This window comes from Dialister pneumosintes, assembly GCF_001717505.1.
Classification (GTDB): Bacteria; Bacillota; Negativicutes; order Veillonellales; family Dialisteraceae; genus Allisonella; species Allisonella pneumosinta.
In genome coordinates this window covers 225,001-247,511 of record NZ_CP017037.1, presented here as the reverse complement: position 1 = coordinate 247,511, position 22,511 = coordinate 225,001, and the positions used below count along the sequence as shown (strand labels likewise).

Here is a 22,511-nt window from a genome sequence, read left to right as displayed (position 1 = left end):
CCTGAATAAACAATCATAAACAGCTATAATTATATAGGTGATATATAAAACTAATTTCTATCTATAAATATTAATAAACTCTTCTTATCTTTATAAAAAACGATACAACACTTATTCATATAGTGTCAATATGTTTTTAAATGCAATCAAAAGAGAGCACGGTGTATCAATGGCTATAGATACAAAATCCCCTATAAAAAATCTAATGTCTATCATTATCTTACAAACGTAAATACCCCTTAATAAATATTAGATTCTTTATTTCCTCTTCCGTACTCTCTTTTGATTTCACGTTCTTATACAGGCATTAAGCAAGTTTATATTATAAAATAAATTTGCTTACGGAAATTAATAAAGTATTTATTTAAAATAAGCTCTCCCTTGAATTTCTATGCATAAATAAAACTCTATTAATACCCCTTACTCTCATATGATTCCCTATGGACGAAATAATTAAATAGAAACAAATACTCCGGAACTCACTTCTTTTATCTTTTCTTTCAATTGTAAACTCATTAATATCATTTTAAGCTGTGATACAGAGTATTTTAATTGGTCAAGAAGATCCTCTTCCCGTATATACGTTCCTGTACTACAAAAACGATATACCATCTCTTCTTCTACTGTTAGAGTTTCTTCTTTAGAAACAAAAGATTTCTTATTTATATTTGTTTCTAAATTCATACCCCAATCATACTCTATGATAATATCATCTCCCGTAGTAACACATATAGCACCTTTTCGTAAAAGTTCATTGGTGCCTTCACTCGATACAGAATATATACTTCCGGGAACAGAAAAAACGTCTCTCCCCTCTTCTAATGCAAAATCAACGGTAATTAACGCTCCGCTCCTTTTAGTCGCCTCGATAACAACAACACCATAACTTAAACCTGCAATAATTCTGTTTCTGGCTGGAAACTGTCTTCCTAATGGCGCTGTCCCTAACGGATACTCTGATATAATAGCTCCTCCACTACTTATAACCTTCTCAAATAAGGATTTATTTTCAGGTGGATATACATAATCTAAACCAAATGCTGCAACTATAACAGTATAACCTCCCCCATCTAATGCGCCTATGTGTGCTTGTGTGTCAATCCCCCTTGCACCTCCAGAAATAATAGTAACATGTTTTTCACTTAATTCTTTTGCTATTTGATATGCTACTTTATCACCATATGGAGTGGATTTTCTAGAACCAACGACAGCAATAGTTTTACTGCAGGATGGTAATCCCCCCTTATAAAAAAGTACTGCAGGAGGACTATGCGTATGTAATAAAAGTTTTGGATAACAACTGTCTTTGCACGTTATGCAACCAATTCCAGCTGTTTTCATTCTTTTGTAATATAAATTTATATCTGCACGTACCCTATGATTGAGAAAATTTGTTAATACCTTCGCCGGCAGTATATGTGCATTTTTAATTTCTTCTCCACTTGCATTCCATACATTTTCTGCATTGCGAAAATATTCTAACAAAGCAGATATTCTTTTATTTCCCAAACCAGGAGCGCTTGCCAATGCAGCTGCAAAAACATCCATATCTATCTCCTAGGAATTCGATTTCTATAACTAATCGCTTCTACAACATGTTCTGATTCAATAGTACTAACTCCTGCCAAATCAGCAATAGTTCGGGAAACTTTTATAATACGATCATAACTTCTAGCTGATAAATGAAGTTTTTCAAATACTTCCCTTAATATATTTTGGCTTTCTCTGGTCAATTGACAGGTTTCTTTTATTTGTCTATGTCCCATTTGTGCATTATTTTGCATAGACCAATTAGCTAGTCGTTCTCTTTGTATTGTACGCGCTACAGTTACACGTTCAGCAATCGTGTTTGAAGACTCCCCCTTTACCGTATCAGACAACTCTTGATAATTCGGTCTGGAGACAGATACATGTAAATCTATTCGATCTAAAAGTGGTCCTGAAATTTTTCTTGAATACCTTCGTATTTCACCATCGGTACAACAACATGGATGATCAGGATCTCCTAAGTAACCACAAGGGCATGGATTCATAGCAGCAATAAGCATAAAATTTGCCGGATAAGAAAAAGACGCACTAACTCTCGCAATATGAACAACACCATTCTCCATGGGTTGTCTAAGAACTTCCAATACTGAACGTGGAAACTCCGGCAATTCATCAAGAAATAATACTCCATGATGTGCTAAAGTAACTTCTCCCGGTCGAGGAATGGTACCGCCTCCAATAAGTCCTGCCATAGATATAGTATGATGAGGGCTTCTAAACGGTCTTTCACGAATTAATTTATTATTTTTAAAAAGCCCTGCTACGCTATAAATTTTTGTTACTTCTAATGCCTCTTCTTTATTCATCGCAGGCAGAATTGTAATAATACGTCTAGCCAACATAGTTTTACCGGCACCGGGAGGTCCTGTCATTAAAAGGTTATGCCCACCGGCTGCTGCAATTTCTATTGCTCTTTTAGCATTTAATTGACCTTGTACCTCTGAAAAATCCATTCCATAATTAGCCGGTGTATACTTATCCTTTGCCAGTTGTAATGATAAAACTTCATTCCCCAAAAAAGACTCTATAAGTTCTCTTAAATTTTTAGGTGCATATACTTTTATATCTTTACATAAAAGTGCTTCTTGTACACTTCTTGGAGACACAACATAAGTATCTACCCCCATATGATGCCCCTCTAATACCATAGATAGCACACCCGGAACATGTCTAAGCTTTCCTTGTAAAGATAATTCTCCAATAAATATTTTATTTTTTATATTATCCATAGAAATTTGTCCACTAGCTGCTAATAAACCAACAGCAATGGGTAAATCCAGCCCTGCCCCCTCTTTTTTCAAATCTGCCGGAGCCAAGTTTACAGTTACCTTTCCAAGCGGAAACTGGTATCCCGAATTTTGAATAGCTGCCCTAACTCGTTCTTTCGCCTCCTTTACAGAGGCTGCAGCAAGACCTACAATATTAAATCCTACAACCCCTCTTGCTATATCTACTTCAACAGTCACAATCTGCCCATTAAGTCCAAAAGTAGTTGCTCCTAATACTTGCGAAAACATATTTTCTCCCTAGAATGCATTTCGTATATGCCTAAATTTAGCATTCTTCCCCTGATACAATTTCACTTCGACTACATCAAAACGAACTTCTTTATTATGAATATCTTTTTCTATCAAAAATTGTTTAGCTGTAAATCTTATTTTTTGAATTTTATGCATCGTAACAGATTCGATAGGCTCCCCGAAATATTTACTACTTCGTGTCTTCACTTCAATAAATACCAATACGTCTTTGTCTTGCATAATTAAATCAATTTCACCATGTGCACGTTTATAAGAATGTATAAGTAATTTATAACCTTTAGCTTTCAGATACTGAATAGTTAATAATTCTCCTAATCTCCCTAAATAAAATTTATTCATTTTAACTTCCTTAATATTAATATATTCTTATAATACACATTTTTAGATTTTTGGTCAATTTAAAATTATAAAAACACTAACTTATGCAGATTTTATGCATATAGTTAAATGTACCGTTGTTCAAATATAATTGTAATTTCTTATATTTTAATCAATTATATGATGTAAGATTGCTTTTCAATTCTAATCCGTATTTAACTATACAGTTTATAAATTGATGATATGTTTCAGATATCCAGCTAACAATCCCATAAATAAAAACCTCCTCTTTTTACGAGGAGGTTTTTTTACTTTATTTATTATAATACTCTTTACCGGTTATAATACTCTTTACCGGTTCAAAACTTTTTCTATGAATAGGTGTAATCCCCAACCTATATAAACCTTCTAAATGTTCTTTAGTTCCGTACCCTTTATTATTTTTAAACCCATATCCCGGATATTTTTTGTCATATACATCCATAAGCTGATCTCTATGCACCTTTGCAATAATAGATGCTGCAGCAACAGATGCACTTTTTTCATCTCCATGAATAAGTGATTCCACCGGAATGGATAAATGTAACGGCATAGCATCTACAATAACAGCCTCTGCTTTTACTTGTAATTCTTTAACGGCTTGGTACATCGCAGTTAACGTAGCTCCATAAATATTTAAAGAATCGATTTCTTCAGGAAAAACGCTAACTATCGAATAAGCAATCGCTTGTTGTTTAATTATTTCTGCCAATTTAACTCTATGTGAAGGCTTTACCTTTTTAGAATCATTTAGACCAGGAAAAAAAGCATGTGGCTTAAGAATTACTGCAGCTACTGTAACCGGTCCTGCTAAAGGTCCTCGCCCCACTTCATCAATCCCTGCAACCAACGAGATTCCTTTTTTATAAAAAACACTTTCCGTTTCATACATAGATTCTAGGCGAAGCCGTTCTTGGGTATCCCTCTCGATGCGTTTCATATAGGAGACCACCAATTTTTGCACACCTTTTCTCTCATCTTGCAAAATAAGGTTCATTGTTGACTCAGAAATTTCTTCTTGTGCAAGTATTTCTTTAATTTCTGCAATAGTCATTATTCTGCCTCCGGTATCCCATCCAGTGTAATTGTTCCTAGTTTTCCACTACGAAAATCACTAAGCACTGCTTGTTGTGCACGTACCGTATCTACTACTCCACCAGAAAGTAAACTTCCCCGTCTTCGCCCTATCTGCTCAACCATTAACAAAGGGTCTGCTTGCATATCCTGAATTCCATATTTTTCATTTAAAATATCCGGTGCACAAACAGCTAAATCTTTCAATAAGAAAGACACTACTTCAAAAGAGTCAAATATCTCCCCTGCAATAGCTCCCGTAGCAGCAAGGCGCATCGCAGCTACTTGATCTTCAAATTTAGGCCATAAAACTCCGGGTGTATCCAATAAATCTAACCCTTCTGCTAAGCGTACCCACTGTTTACCTCGAGTATGTCCCGGTGTATTAGCAGTACGCGTTGCTGCAGTTTTAGCTAGCCGGTTAATGAGTGTTGACTTTCCAACATTAGGAATTCCCAATATCATAATGCGTGCTGAACGATTTTTTACACCTCTACGCTCCCACTTAGCAATAGAAGGAGCCGCCGTTTCTTTAATAGCAGATAACAACTTTTTTCGATCTTTATTACTTGTACTACTAACAGGAATAGCTCGAACACCTTTTTGCTTATAATAAGAAACCCAAGCTTGTGTAATATTAGAATCTGCTAAATCTGCTTTATTTAATATGACAAGGTGATTTTTCCCTTGAATTAATTCTTCTACCATAGGATTAGCACTGGATAGCGGAATACGTGCATCTAATAATTCTAAAGCTACATCTACAGCTTTTAAATGTTCTATTATTAATCTTTTCGTTTTAGCCATATGGCCAGGAAACCATTGTATAAGCATAAATTCTCCTATCTTTTTATTATCAATTTACTTCATGATATCATAATTTTACTTTAAACATGAGTTGAAGTTCTCTTTAATAAAAAAAGAATTGCACTTTAATAAATAAAGTACAATTCTTTTCCTTTATTATGTAATTAAATATGGTAGAAAATAAGATATACAATAGCACTGACCGCAGCTGTACAAGGAATAGTCATTACCCAGGCAAACACCATTTGATAAGCGACACTCCAATGAACTGCACGAAATCTTTTTGCAGAGCCAACTCCCATAATAGATCCGGTAACTACATGCGTAGTTGAAACAGGAAGATGTAGTAAAGTAGCCGAGAAAATAGTTGCTGCAGAATTTAAATCTGCTGCCAACCCATTTATCGGTTGCATTTTAAATATCTTATTACCTACTGTACGAATAATACTCCATCCACCCACACTAGTACCTAGACTCATTGCCAATGCACAAACAAATTTTACCCAAAAAGGAACTTCCAATGCACCTATGTAACCGCCGGATAATAGTGCAAGAGTAATTATACCCATAGATTTTTGAGCATCATTGGAACCATGAGAAAATGACATTAATGCTGCTGATATAATCTGGATACGTTTTGATATGTTATTAACTTGCCCTTTTCCATAATTTCTAAGAATCATATAAAAAAGTGTCATTAATATATATCCTCCCAACATGGCTATAATAGGAGAACATATTAATCCAATAAAAATGGTTAAAAACCCACTCATATTCAGCGCACCAATACCATATGATATCATAACTGCACCACATACTCCGCCAATCAGAGCATGAGAAGAACTAGATGGAAGCCCAAATTTCCATGTAAGCAAATTCCAAAAAATAGCTCCAAACAAAGCAGATATAAGCACTACAGAATCTACCATTGATGGCGAAGTAACAATATCTCCACCAATAGTTTTGGCTACACCGGTAGAAACCATTGCTCCAAAGAAATTACAAATAGCAGACATCATAATAGCTGCTTGTGGAGAAATAGCACGTGTAGCAATACAAGTTGCTACTGCATTAGCTGTATCATGAAATCCATTAATAAAATCAAAAGCTAGAGCTAATGCTATCAATATAATTATTAGATAAAAATCAGGCATATTTCATTACTACTTCCTTAATCAAGTTCCCTACATTTTCCACTTGATTTGCTGTAGTCTCCAAACCTTCCATAATCTCTTTCCAACGAATAATATCAATGATTTCATGTGTACCGTCAAACAGCTCAGATATCGCCCCTCGATAAATAACATCTGCTTCACTTTCTAATTGATTAATGACTCTCGTACACTGTGCTATTTCCTTTTCGTTTTTATCAATATCTTTAAGCAGTCTCATAACTTCTACTAATTGCACTGCCATTTTTTCTAAAATTTCTACAACTTTTATAGGCTCATCCCAAGAAGCACTTGCATGATAAATCCTAAGACTTAATACTACATCCTTAACATCATCAAGGCAATCATCTAGACGTCTTGTCAATAAATAAAAATCTTCTCTATCAATCGGTGTAATAAATACCTTTTTCATGCGTGCTACGATATCAATCGTAATCTTATTGCCCGCATGTTCCAACTTAGTTGCTTCTCTCCCATTTCGCTCCAATGTCGAAATATCTTGTAAAACTTCTTTTGCCAGTAATACACTTTTGTGGAAATTTTGGGCATTTAAGACAAGGTAATCAAAAAATTCCTCATGCTTATTGACCAGACTGAACATGCATATTCCTCCTAAGGTAAAAACATGAACCATATATAACCATATTTATTTTATTATAGCATTGTAAATTTTATGTCAATTATTGGAAAAGCTTTTGAAATCTCTATTACTTTCTTATATAGAAAGATTTACATTATGTAAAAAAGCAACCCACAAGGATTGCCTTTTTATTGGTGGGCGATAACAGGTTCGAACTGCTGACATCTTGCTTGTAAGGCAAGCGCTCTCCCAGCTGAGCTAATCGCCCTTATATTTACTGTATTTTATTATATAACGATATGCTATAAATTTCAATGTTTATTGACATAGTTGCTTTTTATTTTCCAGTATTTATTTTAAATAAAAAAGCAACCCTTAACGGATTGCTTTTTCTGGTGGGCGATAACAGGTTCGAACTGCTGACATCTTGCTTGTAAGGCAAGCGCTCTCCCAGCTGAGCTAATCGCCCATGGTGACCCGTACGAGATTCGAACTCGTGAACCCGCCGTGAAAGGGCGGTGTCTTAACCACTTGACGAACGGGCCATTGGCTCCTGAAGTAGGGCTCGAACCTACGACCGATCGGTTAACAGCCGATTGCTCTACCACTGAGCTATTCAGGAATATAACGTAGTTCATTATATATGTTATTTCTAATTTTTGCAATACCTTATTTTGTTTTTACGCAAATTTATTTTTTACATATATTCATTAAAATTATAATTTTTTATATAGCTATCTTTATAAATGATATATAATTATGATATCCTATATGAAAGAATACTTTATCTATTCCCAAGGAGTTATCGTATGAATAATACTGACTGGAAAATCCTTATATATCTTAAGGAAGAAAAAAGTATAAACAAAGTAGCTAAACGTCTTTTTATGACGCAACCTTCGCTTACCTATCGTTTAGGTCAAATGGAAAAAGAAATTGGTATTCCACTCTTTATTAGAACCAATAAAGGCGTTCATTTTACTGATGCCGGTAATAGATTATATAGCTATGCTGAAAAAGAGCTTCAACAATATCAGGATATGAAAAATTTTGTTACAAATGATCCTAGCGATATCTCCGGAGTATTACGAATTGGTGCGATTCAATCCTTTATCCAGTCTCATATCCCGGGAATTCTTAAGGGTTTTATAAATAAGTATAATGGTATTGACATTTCATTAACAAATAACATCAGTGATAATCTAATAAAGTCTATAAAAAAAGAGGAAATTCAGTTAGCTATTATTCGTGGACCACACCAATGGCAAGATTTTGAAATTATTTTAGAAAATCAACCTATATATCTCATTTCTACTATACCTATTACTATAGATTCTTTAGCATTACAACCTGCTGTTCGTTATAATTCTGATCCTACCTTGGAAGAAGTTCGTATACAATGGTGGAAACAAAACGGAATAGATGATCCACCTTTTGTCCTAGATGTTAATGATTGCTTAACAGCTGTTGAAATTATAAATGCAGGTTTAGGATACTCTATTATCACAGAAGATATGATGAAAAAATGTAAGTTGGGGTTATATACAAAGAAACTCTATGATAAAGAGGGCATACCACTAACCCGTACCACCAAACTTATATGCAAGTCTGCTATGTTAGGTTCTGGTACAATCTCGGCTTTTATTAGCTTTATCAAAGATTATTTTCATGTAGATTCTCCTATATAAGGATAATTTCATAAGAAAAAGAGAGTAAATAAATTTATTTACTCTCTTTTTCTTATGAAAAAACAAATAAATAAATCATAGTAGGAAATGATTAGCCATCGGCAGATTCAAATAATGCTTCTACAAATTCTGTAGCGTTAAACGGCTGTAAATCATCTTCACTTTCTCCTACACCTATCCAAGTAACAGGTACATGCAATTCTTCTCTTACAGAAAAGATTACTCCCCCTTTAGCCGTCCCATCTAATTTAGTAAGAGCAACACCTGTAATCGGTACAACTTCTCCAAATTTCTTAGCTTGACTGATTGCATTTTGACCGGTAGTCGCATCTAAAACTAATAAAGTTTGATGTGGTGCATCCGGAATGATTTTTTTTATAACACGACTAATTTTCCTAAGTTCTTCCATAAGATTAATCTTAGTCTGCAAACGTCCTGCCGTATCAACAATTACAACATCTGCACCTCTTGCTACCGCTGCCGAAACGGCATCATAAGCTACTGCTGCAGGGTCAGCACCTTCTGCATGCTTAACAATATCCGCACCAGTACGTTCTGCCCACACAGTTAATTGTTCTGATGCTGCTGCACGAAAAGTATCAGCTGCTGCCAACAACACTTTCTTCCCTTGTCTACTGTAATAACCGGCTAACTTTCCAATAGTAGTAGTTTTTCCAACACCATTAACCCCTACCACTAAAATTACTTCCGGATTATATACTTCTATTTGATTCTCTTGAGATATCTTTAACATTTCTACTAAAACAGATTTCATATAGGGAAGCACATCTTCTGCCGATTGTACTTTACCGATATACATACCTGTTCTTATTTGTTTCATGACTTTTTCTGTAGTAGAAAATCCTAAATCACCACTAAGTAATACTCCCTCTAAATCATCTAAAAACTCTTCATCTAAATGAGGACGCCCTGTTATAACTGATTCAATATTTTGAACAAGATTTTTCTTGGTTCTAGATAATCCCTTTTTTATTTTATCAAAAAATCCCATTTACTCCTCCTGAATATAATCTCCTACACGAACAGTAATTAAAGAAGATACTCCTTTTTCTGCCATAGTTACACCTTGTAACGTATCTGCAAACTCCATTGTCTTTTTTCTATGAGAAATAATAATAAATTGTGTCCTACCTTTATAATCATTGATAAGTCTACCATAACGCTCCACATTTGCATCATCAAGTGCGGCATCGATTTCATCCAAGAAACAAAAAGGAGCAGGATTATAAGCCATAAACGATAATAATAAAGCACAAACAGTAAGCGCTCTTTCCCCACCACTCATTAGCGTTAAAGCCTGAGTTCTCTTCCCAGGAAGTTGTAAATATAATTCAACGCCGGAATTTAAAGGGTTTTCTTTGTCAGTAAGTTCCAGGTGTCCTTTCCCTCCACGGAACATGACTTTCATAGTACGTCCAAACTCTACATTAATCTTCTCAAAAGCCTCAAGAAATTGTGTAGACATGGCGTCATCAATTTCTTTCACTACTTTTTGTAACCCAACTTGTGCTTTTCTCAAATCTTCTAGTTGTCCATTATAAAAATCAAGCTTTTCTTTTTGTGTTTCATACTCTGTAACACCATTCGGATTTACAGCACCTAATACTGTAATCTTATCATCTATTAAAGATATTTTTTTCTGAATTTCAGATATAGTACCTTTCATGCGAAGTGGTTCTGCCGTTCTTTCAGTAAGACCCATGCTCATAAGCTGTTCCAACTCTTTATTTTCTTCATTACGGAACATTTCTAAACGAGCATCAATCCCCATAAGTTTACTTTGAATGGAAGTCAGCTGTGTTTGCACAGATTTCCATTCATTTTCAAGAAGTGTTTGTTTTTCCAAAAAATCTCCTGAAAGTGCTTCCATGGTAGTTCTATCTTTCTCTATCTTTTTCCATGCTTGTTCTGCAGATTCGCACTGTTTATTCATAGTAACTAAGAGAGTGGCAATTTGCTCTATTTCATGTTTTTTCTTTTTAATAATAGTTGTTAATTGTGTAGCTGTATTTTGCGAAAAATTTGATTTTTCCTTTAATCGCTGTAATTCTTTTTGCCTTTCATGAATTAAACCTTCACTTTTCGCTGCTAAAATATGTAAACCAGTAAGTTCTTCCTCAATTTTATTAATTATTTTTTGCTTTTCAATACTCTTTAGATCTTGTTCGGGAACCTCTACTTTTGTTAGTCCTGTTAATTGCTTATCAACTTCCACTAATGCTATTCTCACCTGCTCTAGCTCATAAAAAAGTTTTGTATAAGTATCTTTTATATTTATCTGCTCTTGTTTTTTATGCTCTAATTCATTATGCAAACGTCCCATACGCTCACGTAAAGTAGCCACATCCACGAAACAAGTCTGCATTTGTTCTCTATCTTGTGTAACTTGTTCCGACAAATCGGCACAAAGAGAATCCTGTTCTTTTTTCTTTCTAGATAATACTTCAACAGCTACTTGTAATTCTTTTTCTTTTTTTTGCAAAGATACAATTTCCGCTTTACGTCCAAAATAGGTCGTTTCTTTTTTACGCAAAGAACCACCTGTCATGGAACCACCCGCATTCACTACTTGCCCATCTAATGTAACTATACGAAAACGATATTTAAATTTATGTGCTACTTTCCTTGCAACAGCTAAAGAGTCAGCAACAAGAACTCTGCCTAACAGTGATTGTAATAATTCTTCCACAGAAGATTCATGTGGTAACAAATCTGCCATTACTCCACAAATTCCATTTTCTTTTATGACCTTCTCAAGCTCAGGAATTTTATGTGAATGCATAGAATCAAGCGGATAAAAAGTAGTACGCCCCGCATTCTTGTGCTTTAACCATTCAACAATTTTTTGTGCAGTTATAGCAGTATCCACTACCAAATGAGAAACAATATTTCCCATCGCCACTTCCGCTGCAACTGTATACTTTTCGGGAACTTGAACTAATTCACCTATGGGTCCGATAATTCGTTCTTTCCACAACTCTTCGGACTGCAAAATCTTCTTCGTAGTATACGAAAAACTTGCATACTCTTCATCTTGACGTTTTAAATCTAATCTACGTGTATGCATTTGTCGCATTTCTGCACAAGCTGCATCATAATCACGAAGCAATTGATATCTTTTCTCTTCTGCCTCTTTATATTGAGATTCTTTATAATCACTTTGTTTTTTGAACTCCTCAAAAATGGAACTCTTAACTCTATATTGCTCTTTTAATATCTCAATCTGTTCATCCAGCTTTACCAAATGAACGTTATTCCTTTCTATAGCCTCTTTTAACTTATTTTCTTCTTGCAAAAGTTTTTCTAATTCTATAGTTTTGTACTTTTTATCTTGTAAAAGTTGATTTTTTTTAACCAAAACAGTTTGTGAAGTTTGTAATAAAGTAGCATAGGCAGCTTGTGCTTGTGCTAATTCTTTACTCATTTGTATTTTTTGAGCCTGTTTATCTGCTACCTGCCCTTGTAACTCTTTTAAAATCACTTCTTCTTGCTTCAATTCTTGAGTTACAGAATCATAATCCTCCACAAGTTCTTGCCCTGCTTCTATCTCATCTTCATACGCTTCTAACAAACGAGCTAACTCTTGTTTATTATGTTTTAAATTTTCTTCTTTTACACGATAATCACCACGTAATTGTTCTAATTTTGCTTTTTCATCTGCTAATTGATGCGCCATTGCATTCATTACTTCTTGATGTGTCGAAGTTTCCTTAGAAAGCTGTTTTTGTTTTTCGCTAATAGAATCCAACACACCTGTATATTCTTCATTTTGTGACTGTAAACGAATACAATCATTTTCGTACTTAGCCATCATTCTTCTGGCAGAAGTCAATTTTAATAAAGATGCTGTTACCTGATACGTACGTTTTTCTGCTTGGAGATTCTCCCACTTTATTGATTTTTCTGCCTCTTTACTTAAGGGCTCCATTTGTTCTTCTATAATAGCTTTTAAATCAAGAACACGTTCCGTATTAATAGAAGCTTTTTCGAGCTTACGAAGACCATCAACTTTTCGCATCTTATATTTATTAATTCCGGCAACTTCTTCAAAAATAATACGTCGTTCTTCCGGTTTTGCAGACAAAATACTATCTACACGATTTTGTCCAATAATAACCATCGAACCTTTGCCTAATCCGGTATTAGCTAATAACTCTTGAATATCTTTCAGTCTACAAGACCTTTTATTAATAAAAAATTCACTTTCTCCATCTCGATATACTTTTCGTGCAATCGAAACTTCCGCTGTATCAAGGGGTAATTCATTATTAGAGTTATCAAATACTAAAGTCACAGTTGCTGCATTCTTCTGGCTTCTTACTTCAGAACCGGAAAAAATAACATCTTCTGCTTTTTGACCTCGAATATTTCTTACATTTTGCTCACCTAATACCCATCTCACTGCATCAGATATATTACTCTTTCCGCAACCATTAGGACCCACAATAACAGTCATTCCATCTGCAAATTCAATTGTTGTTTTATCGGCAAAAGACTTAAAGCCTTGCAATATAAGTTTTAATAGTTTCATGGATACTCCTTAATGTATTCTTAACTATTAATTATACCATTTTTAGTAGATGAATATTCCAAAATAAAATAGAAAAAGATTCTATAATATAGTTTCTTTTTCTATGTAAAAATCTATTCCATTAATATAATATTATCTACATTTTCAAAATCAAGAATATCTAAAACATCAATTGAAAATGATACTGTAAAACTGTTGCAAATTTATGCGTATTTTCACTGGATTTTCACTTCATATTTTATTTTGAAATCCAAGAACTTCCTTTTAAAGTAAATCTCCACGGAAAATGCTTACCATAAGTAGCATACTCGATATTTATTCGCTTTGATGATTCTACTTGTATCAACTGCTCATTTCCTGATTCTATATACAAATTGCCGGAAACTAAATCCATTCCATACATAGAACGTTCTATTCCCATCGCCATAGAAAGACGCCCCGGACCACAAGTAAGTAATTTTCCTCTAGCTTTAGGACGATTTTTCTGCATAACGTCTATTCCTTGTACCGGCTCAAGTGCACGTAAAAGTACTCCACCGGGTTGACCTTTAATATCGCAAACGATATTCATACATAAATACATTCCATAAATTAAATATATATAAGCATGTCCACCTTCTTCAAACAAAATTTGTGTACGAGATGTTTTCCCTTTAAATGAATGTGCTCCATCATCCGGTTTCCCTTGATAAAAACCTCCATAAGCTTCACATTCTGTAATTTTACCTTTAATAATTCCTTCCGATGTTTCATGCACCAGAACAGCACCAATCAAATTATAAGCTGTTTCAACGGCACTAGATAAATAATTTTTTCTTTCCCATCTCATCGTATAGTAACCGCCGTTCCTATCTGTAGTTCCTTAGTGGGACTTATAACAATTTGTTCCCCTTCTTTAACCCCATCAAGCAAAAGTGTATTATCCCCTATGGTACTTGCAATAACTACTGTTCGCATATCAATTAAATGTTCTGCAGTAACAACAGCAATTTGATTGTTTTTTAAAATAGATTTTGTAGGTATTACATAACAAGAAGCTGTTTGTCCCGTTTCTATATGAAGTTTATAAGATTGTCCAACTTTAATCTCTTTATTGGGATTATCAACCTGAATCTTATAGTAACTATATCCATTCTCCCCATTTTTATTTTGTTTGGTAAGCTCTGCATACCAAACATTTTTACCATCTGATATACTAACTGTTAATGTTTTTTGTGCTTTTGCCATTTCAACAACACTATCAATATGACTTGGTAATTCTATTATAGTAGATAGCAATGTTTCCTGTTGTATAGCTAAAGCAGGTCGTCCTGCAGTAGCATTCTTTTGTGTTCCTATATATACAGCAGATACTACACCGTCAATCGGTGCTCGCACACTACAATCTAAAATGGCTTTTTCAATAGCTTGTAAAGATTCTGATAAACCATCAGGTATATTAACATTTGATTCTACTGTTTTACGTCCTTGAATTCTATTGTATTCCGCTCTTGTAATAATGCCTTGTTTAAGTAAAGAAGCTTCTAGGCTATTGTCTATAGGCAATTCTGCCGGAACTTTTACAGTGTAACTTTGTGCAATTTTTGCACGTAAATTAGTAGCTTGTTCTTCATAACTTAAGGTATCTACTTGAAACAAAATTTGCCCGGTTTTTACCGATGTTCCCACTGAAGGAATCTCAGAAATGATAGTACCCGATACCATAGGAATTACAGATGCAGAATGTACTGCCTCCAAAGTTATATCTTCATCAATAGATAAGGGAACTTGTGACAAAGATGCTGTCATCACTGCAACAGAAGGCTTTCCACACCCTGAAACGGTAATTACCGATATTACCAATAGTAAATACCATATACTTCTAAAAAAAACATGCATTTTATCATATCCTCTACAGAATTTTCAACTTTTATCTTCTACTGTTTATCAATGCTACTCATAAAACAATTTAAATCCTCAAAAACTAGTATAGCACAATGATTCCCATCAAAATTCAGCCTATATTTGTGGAAATCATTTTCATTGTATTTTAACAATAGAATCGATCGTCTATATAAAAAGATAACGTATTATATTTACGTTATCTTTTACATTAAGTAAGTGTGTGATTTAAAAAAGCTTTTGTTCTTTCACTTTTCGGATTTTCAAAAATCTGTTCACTCGTTCCTTCTTCTTCAATTTTTCCATCTACCATAAATACCACTTTATCTGATACAAACTTTGCAAAAGCCATTTCATGGGTCACAATAATCATGGTCATATCTTCATCAGCTAATTGTTTAATAGTTTTTAGTACCTCTCCGGTAAGTTCCGGATCTAGAGCGGAAGTAGGTTCATCAAAAAGCAAAATTTCAGGATTCATAGCCAACGCTCTAGCAATAGCTACACGTTGTTTTTGCCCCCCCGAAAGACTTCCCGGATAAACAGTTCTTTTCTCCCATAATCCTACTTTCTCTAACAATGCTTTAGCTTTAGGATAAATTTCTTCTTTGCCTATTTTCTTTACATAAATAGGAGCTGCCATTATATTTTCTAAAACGGTCATGTGCGGAAATAAATTAAAAGATTGAAATACCATTCCCATTGTAAAACAAATATCTCGAATCTCCTGTTCGGAAGAATATACTGTTTTTCCCTTTTCTTCTTTAGCAATATACCTTCCATTTACGCATATACTTCCCCGTTGAATAGTTTCCAAATGGTTTAAACAACGTAAAAATGTACTCTTCCCTGCTCCGGAAGGTCCAATAATGGACATAACCTGTCCTTTTTCTAAAGATAAATCTACCCCACGAAGAACTTGAATAGAGCCAAATTCTTTTACGATATTTCTCATTTCGATAAAAGCCATGTTGTCCTCTCCTTATTCTTCATATACAGCATAACGCTTTTCCATATAATTCAACATACGTGTTAAAACAAAAGTACATATTAAATAAAAAACAGCTGCCACTAAAAATGGAGTAGTGTCTACGTCTCGTTGTACCAACGAACGTGTTACTCGCATTAAATCATTCATCGCTAGGATATATACTAAAGAGGTATCCTTGAGTAAAGTAATAGTTTCATTTCCTAAAGGAGGTAATACTCGCTTAATAACTTGAGGAAGTACTATATACCACATCGTTTGCTTATATGTAAAACCAAGAACCTTAGATCCTTCATATTGCCCTCTATTAATAGATTGAATTCCCCCACGAAAAATCTCTGCAAAATAAGCTGCATAATTAGCAACAAAAGCAATAATTGCCGATGAGAAATCACCCAACTGAATTTCTAATCCGGGAATTAAAGGAAGTCCATAGTAGATAAACAAAATCTGCAGCATTAACGGCGTACCACGCATAAGATAAATATATGCCTCTGCCAACTTTCTAAAAACCCCTATTTGAGAAATTCTTACTAAAGCTAATAATATACCAAGAGGAAGTGACAAGATAATTGTGAAGAAAAATATCTCTGCCGATACACCTAATCCACTAATCATACTCGGCAAGATTTTTATAATATATTCTGTCATATAAATTCCTCTCTTACATTTGATAATTAATACTGTGATTCTTTTAAAAATAATTACTTTTTATGGTAATATAGACATTTCCCTTTGTCAAACATCATTTCCTCATAAAAACAGCGCTTTTTAAGCGCTGTTTTTATATTCGACTAAGGTTAAGCTTTCGCAATAGCATCTCTCTTAAACCATTTGTTACTAATCTGTGAAGCTTCTCCACTGTCAATAACCTTTTTCATTCCATCATTTAAAAGTTTAACTAATTCTTCATTTCCTTTCTTTACCGCTACGCCGAATTGTTCACGTGCTACATTCCCCGGTAATACACGATACTTATTAGGAACTTTAGTCATATAATAATCTGCCATTACACTATCAACAACTACAGCGTCCATACGCCCCGCATCTAAATCCATGTAACAAGAAGTGAATTCAGGATATGTCTTAAATTGTGCAAAAGAATTTTTTAACTCTTCATTTGCATTCATTGCTGCTTCACCGGTAGAGCCTTCCTGTCCGCATACATTCTTCCCTTTTAAATCTTCTGCAGATTGATAAGAAGAATCATTCAAAACCACATATACTTGGTCATTATTCATATATGGATTTGTAAAGTCCATTTTTTCTTTACGTTCCGGGGTCATGGAAAGCCCATTCCAGATACAATCAATACGTCCAGAACTTAACTCTGTTTCTTTACTACCCCAATCAATAGGTTTAAACTCGATTTCAACTCCAATTTCTTTTCCGATAGCACGTGCCATATCCACATCAAACCCTATGATTTGTCCATTATCATCTCTATACCCCATAGGAGCAAAAGTGTCATCTAACCCGGCAATAATTTTATTCGGTTTACTTGAAGAATTACTATTATTTGTAGAATTTCCGCAACCGGTAAATAAAGAAACCGCCCCTACTGCTACTATACCTAATGCTACTGCTTTTTTCCAGTTCATAATATTATCCTCCATTTACTTTAGTTAATTAAAATGTTAATGTGAAATAATAATAACGTATAAAATTATTTTTGTCAATAATTAAAATAAATTATTATTTACATGCTTGTATTATAATAGTGTAAAATAGATTTATTGAGGTAATTCACATGTTTTCCCAAATACAATTAGATTTAGATATAAATAAAAATAAGCCATTTACTAATAAAAAAGAGGACTGCCCATTTTGCAATCCTAATAATTTAACTAACATATTAGAAAAAAGAGACGACCTCATTTGGCTTATAAATAAATATCCTGTATTAAGTAACACTTGGCCCACTGTAATTATTGAAACTCTAAATCATAATAATATCTTAGCTACTTATACAAAAGATAAGCTTCATGAAGTATTCTCTTTCGGAATTTCCAGATGGCTTAAAATCTCACAAAATCCAAAATTTAAATCTACGATTTATTTTAGAAATGAAGGACCGGAGTCCGGTGGATCCTTATCACATCCTCACTCACAAATCATAGGATTATGTGATATCGATTACAAAGAATGCATTTCTAAAAAAAACTTTGAAGGTATCTGTTTTTATGAAGATAGAGATTGTAATGCATGTATTTCTAATTATCCTATAGGAAGTATTATAGAATTTAATATCCAATTAAAACCGGATGGACATATTTCAAAATTTGCCGATACCCTTCAAACGATAGTACAATACTTACAAAAAGATTTTATAATTCCGGTCACAAGCTACAATTTATTCTTTTATCAAATTAATCATCTTATTACCGCAAAAATAACTCCTTATTATAAAACAAGTCCTTTATATCGTGGCTATCAAATTACACCTATATTAAAACAAAAACACTTGCATACAATTTATAATAATATAATATCTTATTTTGGAGGTTGATACATGAATTTATATGCATTTAGTGATTTTCATTTATCCGGTAATCCGCCAACTAAACCTATGGATATATTTGGCGACCACTGGAAAAATCATCGTGAAAAAATTATTACTTCTTGGTTAAATACAATAAGAGCTGAAGATACGGTTATCATGGCAGGTGATTTATCTTGGGCAACACATCTAAGTGATGCTTTAGATGATTTGCATATGTTAAGCACTCTTCCGGGACGTAAAATTATTGTGCGAGGTAACCATGACTACTGGTGGGACACTGTAACAAAAATGACAAAAATGACACATGGAGAATTTGAATTTATACATAATTCTACTTGTAAGGTTGGAAATATAGCATTAGCAGGCACTCGTGGTTGGATTGCTGAGACTTCAAAAAAACTTACTGAATCTGATAAAAAAATTCTCCTTCGCGAAGAAGGGCGAATGGAAAGAAGTCTAGCAGAAGCAAAAAAGATTTCTTCAGAAATTATTGCGATTTTACATTACCCTCCATTTGACGAAATGAGAAACCCTACACATATGTTAGAAATCATAAAATCATATGGAGTAAAAAAATGCATATACGGACATATACATGGTCATGCTAATTTCACAAACTTACCTGATGAACTATTAGGTGTAAAGCTTTCCCTAACATCTGCTGATTACTTGGATTTTAAACCATTTTTAGTCCAAAGCGAGGTTTCTTTATGATTTACAAACTAGCTGAAAGTAAATTATTGTCAGGTTTTATCTATGGAGACACACATACACAGGAATATATTTATCTCCCGGGAAGTGAACTGGATTCTTCTATCCCACTGGCTGTATATGAGAAAAAAATCAACGCTTTGATATATCTCTGCAACAAGCTGTTTACTTAATAGAAACTCGTAGTCTCCACCTTGTAGTACATCCATCTTTTGGTGAGAAAACTGTATAATATAAAAGATACCTACTTATAAGTAGGTATCTTTTATATTATACTTTTGCCTTAATTTTTTCTACACATCCGGCTACACGCTCAAGTAAATTGCACTGCTTTCTTTCACGTTCTTGAATTTCTAAATGTAATCGATACAATACTAGAATTAAGTTAATAATAGATAATATTACTGCAATAAATGGAAGTATATACGAATCTCTTTTCATAAATAACTCCTCCTATCATACATAAAAATCATATTTTAATATTTTCCTATTATAATTAAGTATATAAGTACTCTCATTCATAAGTCAAGGTACCTATAAAAGTATATAGACAATAAAAAAGAACACTCCTATGAGTGTTCTTTTTTAATCAGCGATTTTCTATCCTCCCGGGCCGCTTCCAGCCAAGTACTTTCGACGTTTGTGAGCTTAACTTCTGTGTTCGGCATGGGTACAGGTGTATCCTCACAGCTATCATCACTGTTTCTTAATCAGCAGCTTCCTATCCTCCCGGGCCGCTTCCAGCCAAGTACTTTCGGCGTTTGTGAGCTTAACTTCTGTGTTCGGCATGGGTACAGGTGTATCCTCACAGCTATCGCCACTGTTTCTCTTTGAAGATATTCCTTCAAAACTATATAGAAGTACCACTGAAGTCTCTTCCAAGACTGTCTGCGCTTTGTGATTCTCTCTAAGTTAAGACCTCGATCTATTAGTACCGCATCGCTCCAAACATCACTGCTCTTCCACTTGCGGCCTATCTACCTCATAGTCTATAAGGGATCTTACTCATTTCTGATGAGAAGTCTCATCTTGGGGTGGGCTTCACGCTTAGATGCTTTCAGCGTTTATCCCTTCCGAATGTGGCTTTCCAGCCATGCCACTGGCGTGACAACTGGTACACCATTGATTCGTCCACTCCGGTCCTCTCGTACTAGGAGCAGCCCCCCTCAAACTTCTTACGCCCGCGATGGATATGAACCAAACTGTCTCACGACGTTTTGAACCCAGCTCGCGTACCACTTTAATGGGCGAACAGCCCAACCCTTGGGACCTACTCCAGCCCCAGGATGTGATGAGCCGACATCGAGGTGCCAAACCTCCCCGTCGATATGAACTCTTGGGAGAGATTAGCCTGTTATCCCCAGGGTAGCTTTTATCCGTTGAGCGATGGCCTTTCCACACAGTACCACCGGATCACTAAGCCCGACTTTCGTCTCTGCTCGACTTGTTGGTCTCGCAGTCAAGCTCCCTTCTGCCTTTGCACTCGTCGGTCGGTTTCTGTCCGACCTGAGGGAACCTTTGGGCGCCTCCGTTACTCTTTCGGAGGCGACCGCCCCAGTCAAACTGCCTACCTGAGATTGTCCGCAGGGTCGTTACTCCTGGCGTTAGAATCCCAGAACTAGAAGGGTGGTATCCCAACATCGACTCCATACATACCTAAGTACATACTTCTTTGTCTCCCACCTATCCTGTGCATCTACTTCCGAGATTCCATCTCAAGCTGCAGTAAAGCTCCATGGGGTCTTTCTGTCCAGTCGCGGGTAACCTGCATCTTCACAGGTATTTCAATTTCACCGGGCCCCTCGTTGAGACAGTGCCCAAATCATTACGCCTTTCATGCGGGTCGGAACTTACCCGACAAGGAATTTCGCTACCTTAGGACCGTTATAGTTACGGCCGCCGTTCACTGGGGCTTCAGTTCAAAGCTTCGCCTTAGCTGACCTCTCTCCTTAACCTTCCAGCACCGGGCAGGCGTCAGCACCTATACTTCAGCTTTCGCTTTCGCAGGCACCTGTGTTTTTGGTAAACAGTTGCTTGGGCCTCTTTTCTGCCACCCTTCTCGGTTCCAAGTGCTTGACTCTTCGCCTACCAAGGGCCATCCTTCTTCCGAAGTTACGGATGCAATTTGCCGAGTTCCTTAACGAGGGTTTTCCCGCGCACCTTAGGATTCTCTCCCCGCCTACCTGTGTCGGTTTACGGTACGGGCGGACGAGTCCTCGCTAGAAGCTTTTCTTGGCAGCATGGGATTCACAAGTTCATTAAAGTCTCCTTTAACTCCCCTTCATGTCTCACCCTTCTCGTATGACGGTTTTTCCTATCATACAGGCTACGCACTTAGACATGCTCTTCCACTCGCATGCTTGTGTGCCCTTCTGCGTCACTCCTTCACTCAATCAGACTCTTCCGGTACAGGAATTTCAACCTGTTGTCCATCGCCTATGCTTCTTGCCTCGGCTTAGGTCCCGACTTACCCTGAGACGACGATCGTTGCTCAGGAACCCTCGGGCTTTCGGTGGAAAGGATTCTCACCTTTCTTTTCGATACTCATACCAGCATTCTCACTTCTTATCAGTCCACGACTCCTTCCGGTATCGCTTCTCCCCAATAAGAACGCTCCCCTACCCAGACGGCTTGCGTCTGCCATAGCTTCGGTTCCGTGCTTGAGCCCCGGACATCTTCGGCGCAGCGTCTCTCGACCAGTGGGCTATTACGCACTCTTTAAATGATGGCTGCTTCTAAGCCAACATCCTGGTTGTTTATGAAACGCCACATCCTTCGCCACTTAGCACGGCATTTGGGACCTTAGCTGATGATCTGGGCTGTTTCCCTCTTGACCACGGCCCTTATAAGTCGTAGTCTGACTCCCAAGTTTGATTACAGCCATTCGGAGTTTGACTGGGTTTGGTAACCGGGTAGGTCCCGCTCCTGATCAGTGCTCTACCGCCTGTAATCACCACTTGAGGCTAGCCCTAAAGCTATTTCGGGGAGAACCAGCTATCTCCACGTTCGATTGGAATTTCACCCCTACCCACACCTCATCCTAACCTTTTTCAACAGATATAGGTTCGGTCCTCCACACATTTTTACCTGTGCTTCAACCTGGACATGG

The 22,511-nt window shown here is 35.8% G+C and carries 18 protein-coding genes, 4 tRNA genes and 3 rRNA genes (1 of these 25 running past the window's edge); 3 read left to right on the top strand and 22 right to left on the bottom strand.

The window, feature by feature from the left end; all coding sequences use genetic code 11:
- Positions 1–453: 453 nt before the first annotated feature.
- The 11 genes from dprA to BCB69_RS01225 all read right to left on the bottom strand — a co-directional run bounded on the left by dprA (position 454) and on the right by BCB69_RS01225 (position 7,701).
- A complete protein-coding gene (gene dprA / locus BCB69_RS01275) occupies positions 454–1,548 on the bottom strand; it encodes a DNA-processing protein DprA (RefSeq protein ID WP_069176772.1) in 1,095 nt (364 codons plus the stop codon).
- 2 nt (positions 1,549–1,550) lie between these two features.
- Positions 1,551–3,065 (bottom strand): YifB family Mg chelatase-like AAA ATPase, encoded by a 1,515-nt coding sequence (locus tag BCB69_RS01270; RefSeq protein WP_069176771.1) that lies wholly within the window; start codon positions 3,063–3,065, stop codon positions 1,551–1,553.
- 9 nt (positions 3,066–3,074) lie between these two features.
- Positions 3,075–3,428: a YraN family protein gene (locus BCB69_RS01265; RefSeq protein ID WP_022513316.1), complete on the bottom strand. Its 354-nt coding sequence runs from the start codon at positions 3,426–3,428 to the stop codon at positions 3,075–3,077.
- A 292-nt stretch (positions 3,429–3,720) separates the two neighbouring features.
- Positions 3,721–4,500 carry a ribonuclease HII gene (locus BCB69_RS01260; protein WP_069176770.1) on the bottom strand — a complete coding sequence of 260 codons (780 nt, stop codon included), beginning with the start codon at positions 4,498–4,500 and terminating at the stop codon, positions 3,721–3,723.
- Positions 4,500–5,354 carry a ribosome biogenesis GTPase YlqF gene (gene ylqF, locus BCB69_RS01255; protein WP_069176769.1) on the bottom strand — a complete coding sequence of 285 codons (855 nt, stop codon included), beginning with the start codon at positions 5,352–5,354 and terminating at the stop codon, positions 4,500–4,502. The genes BCB69_RS01260 and ylqF overlap by 1 nt, the downstream gene beginning before the upstream one ends.
- 137 nt (positions 5,355–5,491) lie before the next feature.
- Positions 5,492–6,481: an inorganic phosphate transporter gene (locus tag BCB69_RS01250; RefSeq protein ID WP_069176768.1), complete on the bottom strand. Its 990-nt coding sequence runs from the start codon at positions 6,479–6,481 to the stop codon at positions 5,492–5,494.
- Entirely contained in the window at positions 6,474–7,100 is a 627-nt protein-coding gene (locus BCB69_RS01245; RefSeq protein WP_022513312.1) for a DUF47 domain-containing protein, read from the bottom strand. Before BCB69_RS01245 ends, BCB69_RS01250 begins: the two co-directional genes overlap by 8 nt.
- Before the next feature lie 171 nt (positions 7,101–7,271).
- Positions 7,272–7,347 (bottom strand) — tRNA-Val (locus BCB69_RS01240).
- A 125-nt stretch (positions 7,348–7,472) separates the two neighbouring features.
- A tRNA-Val gene (locus tag BCB69_RS01235) sits at positions 7,473–7,548 on the bottom strand.
- Position 7,549: 1 nt separating this feature from the next.
- Positions 7,550–7,624 (bottom strand) — tRNA-Glu (locus BCB69_RS01230).
- Between the two features lie 2 nt (positions 7,625–7,626).
- Positions 7,627–7,701, bottom strand: a tRNA-Asn gene (locus BCB69_RS01225).
- A gap of 187 nt (positions 7,702–7,888) precedes the next feature.
- Here BCB69_RS01225 and BCB69_RS01220 point away from each other — a divergent pair.
- Entirely contained in the window at positions 7,889–8,767 is an 879-nt protein-coding gene (locus BCB69_RS01220) for a LysR family transcriptional regulator (RefSeq protein ID WP_022513150.1), read from the top strand.
- A gap of 91 nt (positions 8,768–8,858) precedes the next feature.
- On the opposite strand, the gene ftsY is transcribed toward BCB69_RS01220, so the two are convergent.
- The 7 genes from ftsY to BCB69_RS01185 all read right to left on the bottom strand — a co-directional run bounded on the left by ftsY (position 8,859) and on the right by BCB69_RS01185 (position 17,789).
- Complete coding sequence (gene ftsY / locus BCB69_RS01215) at positions 8,859–9,779, bottom strand: signal recognition particle-docking protein FtsY (protein ID WP_069176767.1); 921 nt, start codon at positions 9,777–9,779, stop codon at positions 8,859–8,861.
- Positions 9,780–13,319 (bottom strand): chromosome segregation protein SMC, encoded by a 3,540-nt coding sequence (gene smc / locus BCB69_RS01210; RefSeq protein ID WP_069176766.1) that lies wholly within the window; start codon positions 13,317–13,319, stop codon positions 9,780–9,782. It abuts the gene before it with no gap.
- A 238-nt stretch (positions 13,320–13,557) separates the two neighbouring features.
- Positions 13,558–14,148 carry a DNA-3-methyladenine glycosylase gene (locus BCB69_RS01205; protein ID WP_022513147.1) on the bottom strand — a complete coding sequence of 197 codons (591 nt, stop codon included), beginning with the start codon at positions 14,146–14,148 and terminating at the stop codon, positions 13,558–13,560.
- Complete coding sequence (locus tag BCB69_RS01200) at positions 14,145–15,197, bottom strand: efflux RND transporter periplasmic adaptor subunit (protein ID WP_022513146.1); 1,053 nt, start codon at positions 15,195–15,197, stop codon at positions 14,145–14,147. The genes BCB69_RS01205 and BCB69_RS01200 overlap by 4 nt, the downstream gene beginning before the upstream one ends.
- 214 nt (positions 15,198–15,411) lie before the next feature.
- The gene (locus tag BCB69_RS01195; protein ID WP_022513145.1) at positions 15,412–16,170 is read right to left on the bottom strand and encodes an amino acid ABC transporter ATP-binding protein; all 759 of its coding nucleotides are present in this window, start codon (positions 16,168–16,170) and stop codon (positions 15,412–15,414) included.
- A gap of 12 nt (positions 16,171–16,182) precedes the next feature.
- Positions 16,183–16,839, bottom strand: coding sequence for an amino acid ABC transporter permease (locus BCB69_RS01190; RefSeq protein WP_022513144.1), 657 nt, complete (start codon positions 16,837–16,839; stop codon positions 16,183–16,185).
- A gap of 149 nt (positions 16,840–16,988) precedes the next feature.
- On the bottom strand, positions 16,989–17,789 hold the full coding sequence (locus tag BCB69_RS01185) for an amino acid ABC transporter substrate-binding protein (protein WP_022513143.1): 801 nt from the start codon (positions 17,787–17,789) through the stop codon (positions 16,989–16,991).
- Between the two features lie 149 nt (positions 17,790–17,938).
- Here BCB69_RS01185 and BCB69_RS01180 point away from each other — a divergent pair, with 149 nt between their 5' ends.
- Both BCB69_RS01180 and BCB69_RS01175 read left to right on the top strand, forming a co-directional pair.
- Complete coding sequence (locus BCB69_RS01180) at positions 17,939–18,697, top strand: DUF4931 domain-containing protein (RefSeq protein ID WP_069176764.1); 759 nt, start codon at positions 17,939–17,941, stop codon at positions 18,695–18,697.
- Positions 18,698–18,700: 3 nt separating this feature from the next.
- Positions 18,701–19,405 (top strand): metallophosphoesterase, encoded by a 705-nt coding sequence (locus BCB69_RS01175; protein WP_069176763.1) that lies wholly within the window; start codon positions 18,701–18,703, stop codon positions 19,403–19,405.
- A gap of 267 nt (positions 19,406–19,672) precedes the next feature.
- Here the strand turns inward: BCB69_RS01175 and BCB69_RS06395 are convergent, their stop codons facing one another.
- The 4 genes from BCB69_RS06395 to BCB69_RS01155 all read right to left on the bottom strand — a co-directional run.
- Positions 19,673–19,843 (bottom strand): hypothetical protein, encoded by a 171-nt coding sequence (locus BCB69_RS06395; protein WP_159049959.1) that lies wholly within the window; start codon positions 19,841–19,843, stop codon positions 19,673–19,675.
- Positions 19,844–19,989: 146 nt separating this feature from the next.
- Positions 19,990–20,106, bottom strand: a 5S ribosomal RNA gene (gene rrf / locus BCB69_RS01165).
- A 4-nt stretch (positions 20,107–20,110) separates the two neighbouring features.
- Positions 20,111–20,227, bottom strand: a 5S ribosomal RNA gene (gene rrf, locus BCB69_RS01160).
- 83 nt (positions 20,228–20,310) lie between these two features.
- Positions 20,311–22,511 (bottom strand): 23S ribosomal RNA (locus tag BCB69_RS01155); it runs 726 nt beyond the window's last position.

Excerpts from the sequence above, each read along its gene's own strand:
- dprA (WP_069176772.1), bottom strand. The coding sequence starts at position 1,548 with ATGGATGTTTTTGCAGCTGCATTGGCAAGCGCTCCTGGTTTGGGAAAT.
- BCB69_RS01270 (WP_069176771.1), bottom strand. The coding sequence starts at position 3,065 with ATGTTTTCGCAAGTATTAGGAGCAACTACTTTTGGACTTAATGGGCAG.
- BCB69_RS01265 (WP_022513316.1), bottom strand. The coding sequence starts at position 3,428 with ATGAATAAATTTTATTTAGGGAGATTAGGAGAATTATTAACTATTCAG.
- BCB69_RS01260 (WP_069176770.1), bottom strand. The coding sequence starts at position 4,500 with ATGACTATTGCAGAAATTAAAGAAATACTTGCACAAGAAGAAATTTCT.
- ylqF (WP_069176769.1), bottom strand. The coding sequence starts at position 5,354 with ATGCTTATACAATGGTTTCCTGGCCATATGGCTAAAACGAAAAGATTA.
- BCB69_RS01250 (WP_069176768.1), bottom strand. The coding sequence starts at position 6,481 with ATGCCTGATTTTTATCTAATAATTATATTGATAGCATTAGCTCTAGCT.
- BCB69_RS01245 (WP_022513312.1), bottom strand. The coding sequence starts at position 7,100 with ATGTTCAGTCTGGTCAATAAGCATGAGGAATTTTTTGATTACCTTGTC.
- BCB69_RS01220 (WP_022513150.1), top strand. The coding sequence starts at position 7,889 with ATGAATAATACTGACTGGAAAATCCTTATATATCTTAAGGAAGAAAAA.
- ftsY (WP_069176767.1), bottom strand. The coding sequence starts at position 9,779 with ATGGGATTTTTTGATAAAATAAAAAAGGGATTATCTAGAACCAAGAAA.
- smc (WP_069176766.1), bottom strand. The coding sequence starts at position 13,319 with ATGAAACTATTAAAACTTATATTGCAAGGCTTTAAGTCTTTTGCCGAT.
- BCB69_RS01205 (WP_022513147.1), bottom strand. The coding sequence starts at position 14,148 with ATGAGATGGGAAAGAAAAAATTATTTATCTAGTGCCGTTGAAACAGCT.
- BCB69_RS01200 (WP_022513146.1), bottom strand. The coding sequence starts at position 15,197 with ATGCATGTTTTTTTTAGAAGTATATGGTATTTACTATTGGTAATATCG.
- BCB69_RS01195 (WP_022513145.1), bottom strand. The coding sequence starts at position 16,170 with ATGGCTTTTATCGAAATGAGAAATATCGTAAAAGAATTTGGCTCTATT.
- BCB69_RS01190 (WP_022513144.1), bottom strand. The coding sequence starts at position 16,839 with ATGACAGAATATATTATAAAAATCTTGCCGAGTATGATTAGTGGATTA.
- BCB69_RS01185 (WP_022513143.1), bottom strand. The coding sequence starts at position 17,789 with ATGAACTGGAAAAAAGCAGTAGCATTAGGTATAGTAGCAGTAGGGGCG.
- BCB69_RS01180 (WP_069176764.1), top strand. The coding sequence starts at position 17,939 with ATGTTTTCCCAAATACAATTAGATTTAGATATAAATAAAAATAAGCCA.
- BCB69_RS01175 (WP_069176763.1), top strand. The coding sequence starts at position 18,701 with ATGAATTTATATGCATTTAGTGATTTTCATTTATCCGGTAATCCGCCA.
- BCB69_RS06395 (WP_159049959.1), bottom strand. The coding sequence starts at position 19,843 with ATGAAAAGAGATTCGTATATACTTCCATTTATTGCAGTAATATTATCT.